At 36.4% G+C, this 17,682-nt stretch carries 13 protein-coding genes, 1 rRNA gene and 2 riboswitches; of the genes, 3 read left to right on the top strand and 11 right to left on the bottom strand.

The genetic code is table 11. The features are described from left to right. Window positions 1-73, bottom strand: a 16S ribosomal RNA gene (locus tag G4D61_RS03860); the annotation flags it as partial. Window positions 74-451: 378 nt separating this feature from the next. On the opposite strand from G4D61_RS03860, the gene G4D61_RS03855 reads away from it, so the two are divergent. Beyond that, window positions 452-766 carry a DUF3870 domain-containing protein gene (locus G4D61_RS03855; RefSeq protein WP_025731280.1) on the top strand — a complete coding sequence of 105 codons (315 nt, stop codon included), beginning with the start codon at window positions 452-454 and terminating at the stop codon, window positions 764-766. Between the two features lie 73 nt (window positions 767-839). Here the strand turns inward: G4D61_RS03855 and G4D61_RS03850 are convergent, their stop codons facing one another. The 8 genes from G4D61_RS03850 to G4D61_RS03815 form a co-directional block, all read right to left on the bottom strand. Next, a complete protein-coding gene (locus G4D61_RS03850; RefSeq protein ID WP_025731279.1) occupies window positions 840-2,087 on the bottom strand; it encodes an MFS transporter in 1,248 nt (415 codons plus the stop codon). 80 nt (window positions 2,088-2,167) lie between these two features. Continuing rightward, a complete protein-coding gene (locus tag G4D61_RS03845) occupies window positions 2,168-3,361 on the bottom strand; it encodes an acyl-CoA dehydrogenase family protein (RefSeq protein ID WP_025731278.1) in 1,194 nt (397 codons plus the stop codon). 12 nt (window positions 3,362-3,373) lie between these two features. After that, window positions 3,374-4,561, bottom strand: coding sequence for a CaiB/BaiF CoA transferase family protein (locus G4D61_RS03840; RefSeq protein WP_025731277.1), 1,188 nt, complete (start codon window positions 4,559-4,561; stop codon window positions 3,374-3,376). A 545-nt stretch (window positions 4,562-5,106) separates the two neighbouring features. Beyond that, entirely contained in the window at window positions 5,107-7,173 is a 2,067-nt protein-coding gene (gene ptsG, locus G4D61_RS03835) for a glucose-specific PTS transporter subunit IIBC (protein WP_035354604.1), read from the bottom strand. A gap of 238 nt (window positions 7,174-7,411) precedes the next feature. Beyond that, entirely contained in the window at window positions 7,412-8,254 is an 843-nt protein-coding gene (gene glcT, locus G4D61_RS03830) for a glucose PTS transporter transcription antiterminator GlcT (protein WP_025731274.1), read from the bottom strand. Window positions 8,255-8,575: 321 nt separating this feature from the next. Next, window positions 8,576-9,904: an NCS2 family permease gene (locus G4D61_RS03825; RefSeq protein ID WP_025731273.1), complete on the bottom strand. Its 1,329-nt coding sequence runs from the start codon at window positions 9,902-9,904 to the stop codon at window positions 8,576-8,578. 106 nt (window positions 9,905-10,010) lie between these two features. Beyond that, window positions 10,011-10,112, bottom strand: a riboswitch (purine riboswitch). 413 nt (window positions 10,113-10,525) lie between these two features. Next, window positions 10,526-11,500 carry a S8 family peptidase gene (locus tag G4D61_RS03820; RefSeq protein ID WP_163173274.1) on the bottom strand — a complete coding sequence of 325 codons (975 nt, stop codon included), beginning with the start codon at window positions 11,498-11,500 and terminating at the stop codon, window positions 10,526-10,528. A 343-nt stretch (window positions 11,501-11,843) separates the two neighbouring features. Beyond that, a complete protein-coding gene (locus G4D61_RS03815) occupies window positions 11,844-13,256 on the bottom strand; it encodes an MDR family MFS transporter (RefSeq protein WP_163173261.1) in 1,413 nt (470 codons plus the stop codon). A gap of 138 nt (window positions 13,257-13,394) precedes the next feature. Here G4D61_RS03815 and G4D61_RS03810 point away from each other — a divergent pair, with 138 nt between their 5' ends. After that, window positions 13,395-13,988 (top strand): TetR/AcrR family transcriptional regulator, encoded by a 594-nt coding sequence (locus G4D61_RS03810; protein ID WP_163173259.1) that lies wholly within the window; start codon window positions 13,395-13,397, stop codon window positions 13,986-13,988. 74 nt (window positions 13,989-14,062) lie between these two features. On the opposite strand, the gene guaA is transcribed toward G4D61_RS03810, so the two are convergent. Then, on the bottom strand, window positions 14,063-15,604 hold the full coding sequence (guaA, locus tag G4D61_RS03805; RefSeq protein WP_025731269.1) for a glutamine-hydrolyzing GMP synthase: 1,542 nt from the start codon (window positions 15,602-15,604) through the stop codon (window positions 14,063-14,065). A 304-nt stretch (window positions 15,605-15,908) separates the two neighbouring features. After that, a riboswitch (purine riboswitch) is annotated at window positions 15,909-16,010 on the bottom strand. A 205-nt stretch (window positions 16,011-16,215) separates the two neighbouring features. Here guaA and G4D61_RS03800 point away from each other — a divergent pair. Beyond that, window positions 16,216-16,713 (top strand): PTS sugar transporter subunit IIA, encoded by a 498-nt coding sequence (locus tag G4D61_RS03800; protein ID WP_025731268.1) that lies wholly within the window; start codon window positions 16,216-16,218, stop codon window positions 16,711-16,713. 71 nt (window positions 16,714-16,784) lie between these two features. On the opposite strand, the gene nadE is transcribed toward G4D61_RS03800, so the two are convergent. Further along, complete coding sequence (nadE, locus tag G4D61_RS03795) at window positions 16,785-17,612, bottom strand: NAD(+) synthase (protein WP_025731267.1); 828 nt, start codon at window positions 17,610-17,612, stop codon at window positions 16,785-16,787. Window positions 17,613-17,682: the final 70 nt, after the last annotated feature.

Raw genomic sequence — 17,682 nt, 5'->3', positions numbered from 1 at the left:
CAGTTCGCTCGACTTGCATGTATTAGGCACGCCGCCAGCGTTCGTCCTGAGCCAGGATCAAACTCTCCAAAAAGATGTTTGATATAAGCTCATAAAAAATTGACGTTTCGTTTCGTTCAGTTTTCAAAGATCAATCATGCGACAACTTTCATATCTTATCATATAAGATATTTAATGTCAAATCTTTTTTTATTTTATTTAAGTTCATCAACGGCGATAACTCGTGTTGATTAACTCAACTTTTATATAATATCATCTATTGATTACTTGGTCAAGCCTAAATATATTCTTTTTCCCTAAACCAACAGACTTTAACTTTCTCATTTGTAAATATTTTTTAGCAAACTGTAACACAACTATTCTATTAGTAAATAAATGACCAGAAAAACTCATATATAGAATATTAGATTAGTAATAGAGAACTATAAAACTTGAATGGAGGAAAGATAAATTGCATACGGAATTTATTGCTGGTCACGCAAGACTTCCCGCAGGCATGGCAGCTAAAAGTATTTATGAGACCTTAACGATTACTGCTGAAATTGATTTGAAATATGGGGTTATTCTCGAAGTATCTTGTACACTTGCAACAGATCACAGCAAGAGATTCATTACAAATCTTTTAAGAGGATATAGTCTAAAAGATGGAATTGATGCACCTTTGGATGAATTACAAAAATATTATTTAGGGAAAGCATATAACGCATTGACATCAGCATTAAAAGATTTACATAAACAATACAAGTTAAAACATAATAAACTTTAGATGAAGAGCTGGTCATCTCCAGCCCTTCAAACATCTTTTTAATAAGAGCCTTTCAATCATTTCATTAAATAAACTAAATCGCCATATCCATGTCTTTTGTTTCTTTCCAAGACCAAGCCATAATAATTAGAAACGCGGCAGATGACAGGACACCTACTGTCATTACAGCCCCAAATCCATACCGATCCGACAGCAACCCAATAATAACAGGAGTGATCATTCCCCCGAAAAAGTTCCCTGCATTGTATGTGAGACCGTGGCCAGCTGATCGCATTCGCAACGGAAAATGCTCTGCTGTATAGGTAGCATTAATACTCCATACTCCCCCAGGTCCGAAAAAGCCAACAATAACGGCACCGATATAAAGCAGAAGATTATTATGAAGCATAACGAAAAGAGGTGATCCTAACATTGTTCCAATTGCAGAAATTGTAATCGTCCATCTTCTTCCAATCCGGTCAGATAACCGCCCAAATATGATACTTCCGATTACAGCAGACAAATTTAATAATATTGTCACTATACTAACCATTGTTACTGTGAAATGATGTTCTATTTTTAAAAAGGTAGGATACCAAGAACATATAGAATAAAACAAGACTAAAAAACCAGCATTCACTAAAACAGAATGAATGGTATCCCATAGTTGTTTTCCTGCAAATAGATTGATAAGCGGGACTGTTTTTATCCCTCGTTCAACCCTCTGTTGCTTAATCCATTTTTTTGAATTTTTTAAAGTAATCATTGTATAGACTCCTAATATAATAGGAGGAATAGCCGCAATAAAAAACATATCACGCCAACCGCCGCTAGAATATATACTTACATATAGCAAACTGGCTAGTATCCCTCCGGCTGGAAAACCAATTTCCAATAGACCTGAGGCAAGTCCTCTCTTGTTTCTAGGAACCATTTCCATTAATAGTGGCACACCTACAGAGTACATCGAACCCATCCCTAGGCCGAATAAAAACCGGACGATATATAAAAATGAAAACGTGGGAGAAAAACCAGTAATAAATTGGAAAACACCATACCAAATCATAGAAGTGATCAGAGGAATTCTTCTCCCCCATTTGTCAGCAATAATCCCGACTAAGGCTCCACCGATCAGCCTTGCAAGTACAGTAATCGAAGTTACAGTCCCTAATATAGCTGCAGTTACATCAAATTCCTTCATAATATCAACAGCAATATAAGTTAACATTAAATAATCGAAAGCATCAAAGATCCAAGCCAATGTAACAATTGCTAAAATATTCCGCTGCTGACTATTCATTTTCTTTCCTGTTTCACTCGATGGTTGCCCAGATGTCTTCATAGTCACGCCCCCTTATTTTATGCCTCACCCTAGCTCCAAAGGAATAGACATTAACTGCCGCTGCACACCAATTTCGTCTATCATTTTGAATTCGCCCATGGAGGCAGCATATGATCTAGCGGCTTATCTTTACGATAACCAAGAACATATTCGGCTTGCATAATCGTATGGATTTCTCTTGTTCCCTCATAAATAACGGGAGCTTTTGAATTTCTCAAGTATCGTTCGACTGGATATTCATTTGAATACCCATACGCTCCATGAATTTGTACAGCATCATTTGCAGCATCATTAGCAAAATCACATGCTTGCCATTTTGCTAATGACGTTTCACGTGTATTACGTTTTCCTTGATTTTTTAATTCTCCTGCCCGAAATACAAGCAGACGGCTCATTTGATAGCCAGCCTCCATTTTAGCAATCATCTGTTGCACTAGCTGGTGCTTTCCAATTTCCTTTCCAAACGTTTTTCGTTCATGACAATATTTAACACTTGCTTCTAAACAAGCCATAATTTGACCACATGCCCCTGCGGCAACAGTGAACCTGCCATTATCTAGAGCTGACATAGCAATCTTGAATCCTTCCCCCTCTTTACCAAGTAGGTTTTCTTCCGGAACTTTAACATTGTCAAAAAATAATTCACCTGTATTTCCTGCACGAATGCCAAGTTTTCCTTTTATCGCCTTAGATGAAAAGCCATCCATTGTTCTTTCCACAATAAAAGCAGATATTCCATGATGTTTCTTAGTTTTATCCGTGTAAGCGAATACAATAAAGTGATCAGCAACATCACAGAGGGATATCCATGTTTTTTGACCACTTAAAATATAATGATCTCCTTCTTTTATAGCTGTCGTACCAAGGGATGCAACATCTGAACCAGCCCCAGGCTCTGTTAAACCAAACGCCCCTATTTTTTCACCTTTCGCCTGAGGAACAAGATATTTTCTTTTTTGATTTTCTGTCCCCCACTGCAAAAGAGTTAGACTATTTAAACCGGTATGAACACTTACAGCAGTTCTAAATGCTGTATCACCCCGTTCCAGCTCTTCACATACAATGGCTAATGAATTATAATCCATTCCACTTCCTCTATACTTTTCTGGAATACAGACTCCCATAAGTCCAAGATTCGCTAAACTTTTTAAAATACTTGTTTCAAAATGATGATTAGCATCCCACTCCCCGATATATGGCATAATTTCCTTATCTACAAAGCTTCTAACTGTTCTTCTTAACAAATCCTGTTCTTCAGTTAAATCAAAATTCATTTTTCTTCACTCCTATATAATTTGCTTTTTTCTATACTCTTCTATATGTTCCTGAGAATACCCCAGTTGTTTCAGTATTTCTACAGTATGTTCTCCGGGCATTGGTGGATATTGTTCAATACTAATAGGTGTTTTTGATAATTTCAACGGACTCCCAACAAGCTTAACGTTTCCTGCTATAGGATGAGGAATTGAGATGAACATTTCTCTTGCAGCAAGTTGTGGATCTGTTACGATAGATTGCAACGTCTGAATTGGACCGCATGGAATTTTATTTTCCCTACAGGCCTCTTGCCAAAATTTTGTCGACTTCTGTTGCAAAGCGTGTTGTAGAAGAGGAATAAGTACGTCCCGATTTTCCACCCGCTTCGAATTGGTTGTGAATCGTTTGTCTATTGCTAAATTCTGAACGCCAAGAATTTTACAAAAGCGGGTAAATTGTTGATCGTTTCCAACCGCAATAGCTATTTCTCCATCTTGGGTCTTGAAAGTTTGATAAGGAACAATATTCGGATGAAGGTTTCCCATCAGTTGCGGAACCTTTCCAGACATTAAATAATTGCTGGCAATATTAACAAGCGCACTGACTGCTGAATCATATAAAGAAATATCAATTTTCTGTCCTTCTCCTGAATGCCCTCTTTCAATTAGCGCAGCATGAATGCCAATACAAGCATACAAACCAGTTAAAACATCTGTAATTGCAACGCCCACTTTTTGCGGAGAACCATGTTCCTCACCTGTTATACTCATCAATCCACTCATCGCCTGAATAATAAAATCGTATCCCGGAATATTTTTATAGGGACCTGTTTCGCCAAATCCAGTTATAGAGCAGAAGACCAACTCAGGGTTAATCTTAGCAAGTGTTTTATAACCGATACCTAGGCGATCCATTGTTCCCGTTTTGAAATTATTGATAATGACATCACTCTCTCTCACTAAGCGGTGAATAATCTCAATTCCTTCATTGCTTTTCAAATCAACAGTAATACTCTTTTTATTTCTGTTTGCACATATATAATAAGCGCTTACTCCATTTTGGAAAGGCGGACCCCAACCACGAGTTTCATCACTACCGCCCGGAGCCTCTACTTTAATTACTTCAGCCCCTAGATCACCAAGAATCATCGTACAATACGGCCCCGCTAATACCCTTGTTAAATCAAGAACCTTAATGCCTTTTAGCGCCTTTGACAAACATCTCCCCCCCTTTCAAAAAATAAAGCCAGCAATTTCCACCCATAAATACGGGATAAAAATTACTGGCTTCTTTCTGTTGGAGCTTTTTCAGGAAAGAAAAAAGCAAACAGAATGAACAGTCTGATTAGGTCAAAAAACAAGATCTTTAGCATAGTTTAACAAATTCTGGACTTGAATCCGTACTCTAGCTTCAAGATCGTTTGTAAAAGTATATGACAATGAAATTAAATTATTATATTTAATGATTTTTTTTAATTCCAACAGGCCCTACATATAGAAAAAGAGAACGGGACAGAAGTAAAGTATGGACTAAAGAAAACCCGAATATTGCGTTCCAACCTCGCTTCGGAAATATACATCGCTTTCCGCGGGCGGATGCTGAGTCTCCTCGCACTAGTGCACTGCGGGGTCCACCGATGACTATCCTCCCGCAGGAATCTACGTATATTTCTGGCGCTGTGCAATGTTCATCTTTGGCTAACCACTTTTGAGTTTTGTCCCATTCTCTTAAGATAGACCCAACATGGATCATTTCTTCTATATTATTTGATCGTAATAATGTTTTCTTCTTTTAAGTCAACTGGACCTTGTTTTTCAAGCACAACTTCTTGTCCAGGTTGTAAGTTTGTAAATACAACAGGTGTCATTGTGGAAGGAACTTTTTCTTTCAAAAAATCAAGATCAACTTTTAATAATGGTTGTCCTGCTTCAACTAGATCTCCTTCATTTACTAATGTCTCAAATCCTTCACCTTTTAGGTTAACCGTATCAATACCAACATGGATCAAAATCTCGCGTCCACCATCAGATTGAATGCCTAACGCATGCTTAGTTGGAAATACATTTACGATTTTACCATTTACTGGTGAAACAATTGTACCTTCACTTGGAAGAATTGCAAAACCATCTCCCATCATTTTACCTGAAAATACTTGGTCAGGTACTTCTGTAATCGGTTTGATTTCACCTTTTAACGGGGCTACAAAAGTTTCATTTTCTTGAATTGCTGACTGAAGTGCATCTGGTTGAACATCTTCGATTTGTTCCTGAACTTCACGCTCTGGATTTACAGATGCCGTTTTAGGTGCTCTACCAGAAATAATATCTTGCATTTGTGATTTTAACGTATCAGATCTTGGACCAAAAATTGCTTGGATATTATTACCAACTTCAAGTACACCTGCAGCACCAAGTTGTTTTAAGCGCTCTTTATCAACATTTTTCGGATCTGCAACTTGCACACGTAAACGGGTAATACAAGCATCAAGATTTGTGATATTCGTTTGTCCACCCATAGCTTCTAAAATATTATATGGTAATTCAGTTACTGAACCTTTGTTTGCTGCACTTGTATCCTCTGCTTCATCTTCACGACCCGGAGTTTTCAAATTGAAAGTACGGATGGCGAAACGGAAGCCGAAGTAATAAATAACTGCAAATACTAAACCGACTGGAATTACCCACCACCAGTGCGTTTGTTTATTTAATACCCCAAAGAGTAAGAAATCAATTAATCCACCGGAGAATGTCATCCCGATTTTAACATTTAATAGCTGCATAACCATGAAGGACAAGCCCGCAAACACTGCATGAATTGCAAATAGTACTGGTGCTACGAATAAGAATGAGAATTCAAGTGGTTCTGTAATACCAGTTAAAAACGATGTTAATGCTGCTGAACCCATAATACCAGCTACAAATTTTTTCTTTTCTGGACGAGCTTCATGATAAATCGCCAGCGCAGCCGCCGGTAATCCAAACATCATGAATGGATATTTACCAGCCATAAATGTACCAGCTGTTAAATGTTGGACACCATCTTTAATTTGTGCCATAAAGATCGCTTGGTCACCATGAACAGGTGTAGTAGAACCATGTGGTGTATATGAACCAAACTCATACCAGAAAGGGGCATACCAAATATGATGTAATCCAAACGGAATTAATGAGCGTTCAACAAGCCCAAAAATAAACGCTGCTAATGTTGGCTGCTTGTTCAACATAAAGTTTGAAAATTCATTTAAGCCTGTTTGAATTGGCGGCCAAATCAAAATCATAATTAAACCAAGGACAACTGCAGAACCAGCTGTAACAATCGGTACGAAACGTTTACCAGCAAAGAATCCTAAATAAGATGGTAATTCAATTTTAAAAAACTTATTGTACATAGTTGCAGCGATAATCCCAACAATAATACCGCCAAATACACCTGTTTGTAATGTATTAATACCTAATACAGATGCATAGGCTGGATCTTTTGCCACATCTTTCGCGTCAATTCCAAGAGCAACGCCCATTGTAACATTCATAATTAAAAATCCAACAATTGCTGCAAGACCTGCAACACCATCACCACCAGCAAGACCGATGGCTACCCCTACTGCAAACAGTAAAGCTAGATTACTGAAAATAATGTTACCTGCTTGTGACATGATATTAGAAACATGAACAACCCAATGGGCTTCTAAAAATGGAGCATGTTCAGTCAAAGTTGGGTTAGTTAATGCTGTACCAACTGCTAATAAAATTCCAGCTGCTGGCAAAATAGCCACTGGCAGCATAAGGGCTTTACCAACTTTTTGTAGAACCCCAAAAATCTGTTTAAACATAGTTGTACCTCCTTATAATATAAGAACATAATCATTAGAATGAAAGCGATAGCTTATACGCTTACAAAATTCGACACAAAAAAAGGCATGAGCAAACTGGTGAAAATTGTTATGTGAGTAGTGTTCCCATATAACATAAATTCATCATCGTTTTACTCATGCCTGATCGAATCAGTAACACGTCAACTATTCAATTAATTACCCTTATAATAACACAAAACAGACAAAATGCAAGTGGTTACAATATTTTATTTTGAATACGCTGTAAGTGCATTGTTAAATAAACAACTTCAGCGTCATATACAGGTTTTCGCAACGATTGCTGCATAATTTTAATTAACTTCCAAGCTAGGTTATAGCATAATGGAAATTCCTGTTTTAAGAAAAAAGCTAATTTTTCTGGTTCATTTACTTTTTCACCAGTTAACACCCGGTCAATTGTATAGCGAAGATGTCTAACAAGCCGCATATAATTAGTGCTATCTTTGTTTAAATGAATATCAAATTCACGTTCAACAGTTTCAATTAATTTAGCGATTAGTTGCGAATGCTGATTAATTTCAGATAGCTGTTTATCTGTTACAGCACTGTGGATATGCAGAGCAATAAACCCTACTTCTCCTTCTGGCAAATATACATCTGTACTTTCATTAATATAATCAACAACCTCACGAGCAATTTCGTACTCACGCGGATATAATATTTTCGTTTCTGATACAAAAGGATTTTTTACAGCAAGACCTTTTCGTATACGATTAATCGCAAAGACGATATGGTCTGTCAAGGCAACATGGATATGTTCATTTAAGTGTGACTCCATTTTACTCCGAATCATTTCAGTTGCTGAAATAATGACTTCAAGTGTGTCGTTATCGATAAACGGCAAAATTTTCTTATACTGCTCTTGCTCTTTTTCATTCTTGAGTACAAACATTTTTTCAGCTGATTCTTCAGAAATTATTTCATCTTTTTTTCTATTGAATCCTATTCCTTTCCCAATTAACACAGACTCCTCATATTGGGGATGAGAGGCAATCAATACATTGTTATTTAACACCTTTTTTACTCTAAACGCTTCCATAACATTCCCCCTGAATGAAACGAACACACTAACTATAGTCTATCGAAAATCGTATGTGCTTTTAAATTGTACAAATTATTATATCACGATATTCATTTTGTAGATTAGTTTTTATATTTAAATAAAAACATAAAAAGTTATTGCTTTTGGCTTCAGCGGGCAATCTGGAAGCCTCCTCGACATGCACCTGCAAAGTCTCTGGCCCGCTTATTCCACAGAGTTTCTTTCCGTCCAATCAGCATTATCGATCATTATAAAAAAAGCCTGTAGATAAAGTTAGATTTACCTACAAGCTGAATATATATATGATTCTTCAAAGTACTATTTTAAGAAAATAAAATAGAGTAAAAAGATAACAAAGAAGAAGTACATGATTGGGTGAATATCTTTTATTCTACCTTTTACAATCATTGTAATTGGGTAAAAGATGAATCCAATCGCAATACCTGTTGCAATACTATAAGTTAAAGGCATTGTAATCATTGTTAAGAAAGCCGGAACAGCAATTTCAAACTTATTCCATTCAATATGTCTTAATGAAGAAACCATTAATACCCCAACAATGATAAGTGCTGGTGCCGTTACAGGTGATGTAATAACAGATAGTAACGGGAAGAAAAATAATGATAGAATAAAAAATCCAGCTGTTACTAATGAAGCAAAGCCCGTTTTTGCACCTGCTGCAACTCCCGAAGATGACTCAACATAAGAAGTTGTAGTTGAAGTTCCTAAAACAGCTCCAACCATCGTTGCAATTGAATCTGAAACGAGTGCTCTTCCTGCATTAGGAAGCTTATTATCTTTCATTAAACCTGCTTGATTGGCAACCGCTACAAGTGTACCTGCATTATCAAAGAAATCAACAAACAAGAACGTTAAGACAATGCCAATCATCTGTGTAGACCAGAATGAATGATCACCAAATGAACTAAAAACTTCGCCAAATGTTGGTTTTATACTTGGAACTGCATCAACTACTTTATGTGGAACAGAAATTAACCCAAAAATCATTCCGACAATCGCAGTAATGATCATTCCATAAAATACAGCGCCTTTAAAGCCTCTTGTCATTAAGATAACTGTTATAACAAGACCAAAAATAGCAAGAAGTGTAGGACCTTTGGACAAGTCACCTAATGCAACAAGTGTCGCATCATCCTTCACAATAATTCCCGCATCTTGAAAACCGATAAAAGTAATGAATAAACCAATACCAGCGCCAACTGCGTGTTTTAATTGAACAGGAATGGCGTTAATAATTTTTTCCCGTAACCCTGTAAGTGTTAAAAGAAAGAAGAACACACCTGAGATTAAAACTGCACCAAGGGCATGCTGCCATGGAATTTTATCCCCTAAAACGACTGTATAAGCAAAGAATGCATTTAAACCCATTCCTGGTGCCAAGGCAAGTGGATATTTTCCTAAAAGCCCCATTACAATAGATCCTATTGCAGAAGCAATGGCTGTTGCTACAAATACAGCACCATGATCCATTCTCATCGCATCTGGAAGACCTTTAATGCTCGCAAGCGATAACGTAAGTGGATTCACAACCAAAATATAAGCCATTGCTAAAAAGGTAGTTAATCCACCCATGAATTCTTGACGGTAACTTGTTCCCAGTTCCTTGAACTGAAAATATTTTTGCATTTTTTATTTCCCCCTAAATATTTTATCTAAAACGAAAAAACACTCCGATATCTACCGGAGCGTTGACAAAAGGCACGTGTATGTAATAAAAGAATTCGCGATTCTTTTTATTATGCACTCACCTCGTAGTCAAGCCATTTACGGTAGCTCGGTAGAAACGTTCAGGCCATATTCCTGAATTTATACGAAAGTACAAAGTATTTAATTAAGTACAGATAGATTGTATCTTTAATTTATCTTGAAGTCAATACAAAAACACGAACAATTTTTGTTATTTTTTTACAAACTTTCGTATTTAGTTTGGAAAATGATTTCACAGCTATTTTGATCTTCGTATTTCATACTGCTTTTTTCATTGACTCTCACCTATACACATAAAAAACAAAGCTACTCATCATCATAAATGGAAATGCAGGGCCGTAACCGAGCCTAGGACATTCATCCTTGAAAGCGATGGATCCCATATTTTAGTTCAAATTACTACACGATACCGATATAAAACTAGAAAACCTATAAGCGCACACTAAGTCTAGTAAATTGAATATGTACAGTTATTCTTTTTAAAAAAAATACAATATCATGATATGAACAGGTGCACCTGCAAAGGCACACCTGTTATGTTTATTGTTTTGCATGATATTCAAAATTGGTCATACTAATAATGTCACGAACTTTCTCAGCTAAATCGAGCATAACAAGACCGTTTCCTTCTTCTTTTTTACTATTGCCAAGTGTGACTGTCCGTTTTATTAATTGCGAATAAATTTCTGGTTCAATTAAATGTCTGCCAAATTGTTTTTCCGTTAAATTTATAAGCAAAGCAATTGCCCCTGAAACATGCGGAGTTGCCATAGAAGTACCTGATAGGACCGCATATTGACTGTTTAAATAAGTTGAAAGCACTTGAACACCTGGTGCTACAAGGTCAATCTCAAAATTTGAATCACTAAAATCAGCAATTTTCAACTGATTATCGACGGCACCAACTGTTATCACTTCGTTGTAGTTACCCGGATAGTCTTTTTCAATCGTATCCGCTCTTCCATCCCCGCTATTCCCTGCTGCGACTACAACAGCTATATCTGCTGCTACTGCTTGTTTGATAACGTTGTGTAATTCTGGGACATCCTCTGGGCCACCAAGTGACATTGAAATTACTCGTACTTTCTCGTTATTTGGCCCTCTCCAATTAATGGCATATTGAATTCCTTTAATAATCCAATCATATTGTCCACTACCATTTTTATCTAAAACTTTTAGTGCAAGAATACTCGCTTCTGGTGCTACACCAACAACACCGATATTGTTTGCTGCCGCTGCAATTGTGCCCGCCACATGTGTTCCGTGTCCGTTATTATCTTCATAGTTATTAACATCGCCATTATAGTCACTAGTAAAATTCCGTCCGCCAATAATTCGGCCAGCTAAATCTGGATGTTTAGTCTGAACACCTGTATCAATAACTGCGACAACTACTCCTTTTCCTCGATTACTATCATCCCAAACTTTTGGCGCTTGAATAATGTTTATTCCTTCTGGTGTTTGCTGTTGAGATTGGGCAGCTACTTCTTCTACCTTATAAGGAATAAGCTTCATTTCAGGCAATTTAAGCACTCTCCTATTCTTGTAATTTTTATTAATTGAGACAGTACTGACTCAACGATTTTAAAATCGTATACATTAACGGTTTATTCAAAATCCTCGAATATTTGAAGTTCATATGTCTAAAAATTTAAAAAAAGAAGAAAAAGGGCTACATTTTTCGAGTATTTTCCACAAAATATAAGTCTCTAGTATAGAGGCAAGCTTTATAAAAAAGAGAGATTAAAAAAAGAGAATAATTAATAACCATTAAAAAAGCCATAATCCCCTTTTCTGAGATTATGGCAAAAAACGATATCTACTAAATGACAAATTTAATAACCTTACAATGGATTCCTTACTGCATTTTGGTTTTTACTTTATTTGTTAAGAATAAAGCTGGAATGAACATTACAACAGTTAATACAGTTGCGATAAAAAAGCCTGCATGGTAAGCAGATGTTAAATGAGATATGCTTGGAACAACATGACTCATCTGATTAGCAACAACTGTCGCTAGCACTGCCGACCCAAATGCACCACCGATATTTTGAATAATACGCGTTGCAATACTAGCCTGTGGTATTTGTTTTTTAGATAGACCTGTATATGCATCCGTCATGACCGGAATCGTAATACCTCCTACACCAATACCGCGAATAAACAATACAATGGCGATGACCCAATAGTTTGTGTTTTGGGAGAACCATAAAAAAGGTAATGTTCCAATAAAGGTTATGACAATAGCAAATATAACAACAAATTTTGCTCCTACTTTGTCAATCATTTTTCCAATTAACGGTCTCGCAAGAAACATACCTAATCCTTGTGGTATGAGCGATAAAGCTGCAAAAATAACAGTATCCTCTCTAATATTTTGAAAATATAGCGGTAAAAGCAGCATTGGTCCATTAGTGCCGATTCCCGCTAAAAACAAGGCGAAAATGGACGCGCTAAAACTTTTGAATTTAAATAAGTTTAATGGGAGTACCGCTTTTTCAGTTCGTTTGAACGCATAAATAATATATATAATCGTTAATACAATGCCTAGTCCGACAAATTCAATTGTCTTAGAATTATTGAAACCGGAGCCTGTCGATGCTTTTGTAATCCCATAAATAAAGCTTGCTGAAAGCCCGCCTAACAATAATATACCGAACCAATCAAATGTTGCCTGTTTATTGGTGGCAGCGAAGCTTGGGAGCTTTTTGTAAATGAAGTATAACGCAATCAACCCAATTGGAATATTTACAAAGAAGATCCAGCGCCATGATAGATACTGCACAATAACTCCTCCGATGATCGGACCAATGATCGGTCCTAGAATGATCGGCATCCCAACAATAGACATTAATTTCCCCATATTTTCTTGTCCCGCGGCCTGCACTAATAATGTCGTTAACAACGGAATGATAAGTCCTGCGCTAAAACCTTGAACAAGACGGAAAACAATTAAGCTATCAATGTTCCAAGCAGTCCCCGAAAGGATGGAACTAATCAAAAACAGTGCTTGTGCTACTAAATAAATATTTTTTCCGTCAAAGCGATTGATGAACCACCCTGAAAAAGGAACCGCAATTCCTGTTGCTAAAACATAACCTGTTATTACCCATTGAATCGTATCAATGGAAGTATGGAAATCCTTACTAAAATTATTTATAGCAATGTTCACCATCGTTGAATCCAGCATCGGCGCAATTGCCCCAAGCACTAATACAAGTGCGACACTTACCAGTTCTTTTGGTAATTTTCCCTCACTCTTCCCCGTCATGTTTATCACTCTCTTTCTTATATTAGAAACATTTTGTACCTTAAATACGAATTCAGTATACACCTAAAACATTTAAAGTACAATATGTACTTTAAAATTATGATAAAATAATGTTAAATTGAACCAGGGGGTACAGACATGGCAAATGAACGCAAACGCGGAAGTGAATTGGAAGTTGCAATTTTAGAAGCTGCATTTGAAATTCTTCAAACATCTGGATACGAAAACATGACATTTCAAAACGTTGCAAAACGAGCACAAACAAGTCGAACTGTACTCTACCGCCGTTACGAAACGAAAGTCAATTTATTACATGCGTTGATACGATATAAATCAAAACGAGCGCTCGGTGGAAATATGATTGATTTATTACAAGATAAGGGAAGTTTGCGGGGGAATCTATTAACGGTTGTACAACTTTATCAACAGTTCTTCGAGGCGGTCGGCCCTGAAATATTGAGTGCAATGGTATTCGAATTGAGCCAGAAAAAAGAACTATTCCAACAATTTGGAGAGAGAGCGCGTGAGAGTAATTTTATAATGATGAAGAAGATACAACATTTTGCCAAACAAAACGGCGAAATAAACCACGAATTTACACCGATGCAAATGAGTTTGCCTTTTGATTTATTACGTTTCGAAAACTTAATACGCGGCGGAAATGTATCCGAAGAGTATTTAATAAAATTAGTGGATGAAGTGCTGATGCCAATTTATTCAGGAGAAAAATAAAGCAGCGAAAGTTCCAAAAATAAACAAAAAAGCCCTAGGAAAACTCTATAGCAGCTTTCCTAGGGGAAATCTTATTATTCCCACTCAATCGTTGCAGGTGGTTTACTTGTAATATCGTAAACGACTCGGTTTACATGTGGGACTTCATTGACAATTCTACGAGAAATTACTTCAAGAACTTCCCAAGGGATGCGGGCCCAGTCTGATGTCATACCATCAATGGAAGTTACAGCTCGAATTCCAATTGTATAATCATATGTCCTAGCATCACCCATTACACCAACACTACGAATATTCGGCAATACAGTAAAATACTGCCAAATATCGCGTTCTAATCCGGCATTTTTAATTTCCTCGCGTAAAATATAATCAGATTCACGAACCATTTCAAGTTTTTCTTCTGTAATTTCACCAAGTACACGAATACCTAAACCCGGACCTGGGAAAGGTTGTCTCCATACGATTTCATCAGGAATCCCTAATTCTGTCCCAACTGCGCGTACTTCATCTTTAAATAAAGTATTTAATGGCTCTATTAGTTTAAATTTCATATCTTCCGGTAATCCGCCAACATTATGGTGGGATTTAATCGTTTGTGCCGTAGCAGTTCCGCTTTCAATAATATCTGTATAAAGTGTTCCTTGCGCTAGAAAATCAATTCCTTTTAATTTTGAAGCCTCATCGTCAAATACGTAAATAAATTCGTTACCAATGATTTTACGTTTTTTCTCTGGGTCAGATACCCCTTCTAACTTATTCAAGAAGCGATCTTTTGCATCAACTTTAATGACATTCATGTTGAAACCTTCTGTGAATGTTTTCATGACGCTTTCCGCTTCTCCTTTTCTAAGCAAACCATGATCAACAAAAATACATGTTAATTGATCTCCAATTGCTTTATGAATAAGAACAGCAACAACAGAAGAATCTACCCCTCCGCTTAAAGCACAAAGCACTTTCTTATCTCCGACAGTCTGGCGAATTTTTTCCATTTCCATTTCAATAAAATTCTCCATTGACCAAGTACCTTGACAATCGCAAATGTCAAAAGCAAAATTTCTCAACAACTCATTTCCATGCACAGAATGTCTAACTTCAGGATGGAATTGTACAGCGTATAGACGACGAGATTCATCACTCATTGCTGCAATTGGGCAAGTTGGATTGCTTGCAACGATTGTAAATCCTTCTGGTGTCTCTGTAACAAGATCTCCGTGGCTCATCCATACAACTTGATCTGACGGTAAGTCGCCAAATAATTTCGTTGCATGCTCAATATGGATTTCAGCTTTTCCATACTCGCGATGATTCGCCTTTTCTACTTTTCCGCCAAAGAATTTTGTCATTAGCTGCATACCGTAGCAAATACCTAAAATTGGTACATCAAGTTCAAATATTTCTTCATCACAATGGAATGCATTCTCGTCATACACACTGTTTGGTCCACCTGAAAAAATAATTCCCTTTGGATTCATCGCCTTAATTTCTTCTGCAGTGATCGTATGTGGATGTAATTCGCTATAAACCCCGAATTCACGAATTCTGCGGGTAATAAGCTGATTATATTGACTGCCGAAATCCAATACAATAATTTTTTCTTGATGGGCTAGATCCATCGCTTTTGACATACTAAAAATCCTCCAATAGTAAAAATTTTTAACATATTTTTATTTTCGTTATCATAAATGTAGCATTATCCCAGTTTTAACACAATCATACTAAAAATCTCTACTCACGTAACATAGCAAGCAATAGGCTATATTGCATCATTCTGTTTATTTGGCTTATACTCTCTATTATGAAAGATCCTGTTTTTATTTAATTTCCATAATGCAGAAAATCAGCTTCAAGCAAAAAAGCCAAAAATAAAAAAACTAGAATTTCCACCTAAAAAAGACATGAAGGCAGAATTCTAGTATGTATAATACTAACTGCCTTCATAGTCCAATCATTTACGGTGATTAGGTAGAGACTTTCGAACCTTATTATCGAAATTATATGAAGTAAGAGTTTATTGGGATTGAATTTGTCCTCATTTTACCTCTTGAATCATAAGTTGGTCAACCACCTACATAGTTAATTTAATTTTCTAGCAAATTCGTTTCCATTTTATGAACACTTTTTTCAAATACAGGATTTCTTTACTTTCTTATATAATGAAATAGTATAATAATATTGTATTCGCTTTCCAAACTAGGCTTTACCAATTTCAAAGGAGGTCAACTGTTTGTTTAGAAAATGGTTTGGTAGGAACAACGATTCAAAAGATACATTGACAGTTATTGCACCAATCTCTGGTAAGGTGACTAAATTAGAGGATGTTCCTGATCCAGTCTTCTCAGAAAAAATGATGGGTGATGGCATTGCAATTGATCCTGTTGAAGGAAAGATTCTATCCCCTGTCGAAGGAAGAATCGTACAAATTTTTCCAACAAAGCACGCAATAGGAATTCAAGCAAAAAATGGAGTAGAATTATTAATTCATATTGGATTAGAAACAGTTTCACTTAACGGAGAAGGATTTAACATATATGTATCTGAAGGTGAAAAAGTAAAACAAGGCGATCTTCTTGTCACGTTTAACTTAAACTTTATCAAAGCAAATGCGAACAGTTCTGTAACTCCTATTGTTATTACAAATTCCAACGAAATGGAATCGATTATATTACAGGCAGCAAACGAAGTTAAAGCAGGAGAAGATCCGCTATTAACGATTAATAAATAATATCAAAAAGGGTCTTACACCTGCACATTCAAGGCTTGGTATAAGGCCCTTTCAGTTAAATGGGTGACCAATTATTTCCAAAAATCATCAAATATCGTAATCGGCATATGGCGTTTATGCTGAGCCTTTAAATACCATGATTCAATTTTTTCTTTTGCTTCAGGTGAAACTTCTTTTCCTTCTAAATAATCATCAATTTCATTATATGTAACACCAAGCGCAACTTCATCCGCTAATTGTGGACGGTCATCTTCTAAATCCGCTGTAGGTGTTTTTAAATATAAACGTTCTGGTGCCCCGAGTTCCTTAAGAAGCATTTTTCCTTGACGTTTATTTAAACGGAAAATAGGAACAAGATCCGCACCACCATCACCATATTTTGTATAAAAACCAGTAACATTTTCTGCCGAGTGATCCGTTCCTAAAACAGCACAATTTTCCATTGCTGCGATACTGTACTGAACTTTCATACGTTCTCTTGCTTTTTCATTACCTTTTGCAAAATCAGATAAAATAATGCCCGCTTCTTTTAGAGAGGCTTCACTTGCATCAACAGCAGGTTTAATATTTACGGTTATATCTTTATCCGGCTGAATAAATTGGATGGATAATTCTACGTCGTCTGCGTCCTTTTGTACACCGTAAGGAAGACGTACTGCGATAAATTTATAGTCTTCGTCCCCTGTCTCTTCTTTCATTTCATTAATAGCAATTTGCGCTAGTTTCCCTGTTAAGCACGAATCTTGCCCTCCTGAAATCCCAAGGACAAATCCTTTCATAAACGTATATTTTTTAAGATAACTTTTTAGAAAATTAACGCTTTTACGAATTTCCTCTTTTGGATCAATAACTGGCTGAACCTTCATTTCTTCTACAATTCTCTTTTGTAAGGCATCCATTATATTTCCCTCCTTCTACAACATTAAAATAGTATACACTATTTAGCACTAAGTCTATCTTCTATCATTT

It is taken from the genome of Heyndrickxia ginsengihumi (assembly GCF_011008565.1).
Taxonomy (GTDB): domain Bacteria; phylum Bacillota; class Bacilli; order Bacillales; family Bacillaceae_C; genus Weizmannia; species Weizmannia ginsengihumi.
Note: the sequence above shows the minus strand (reverse complement) of the source record. Positions and strands in the feature narration are given on the sequence as shown.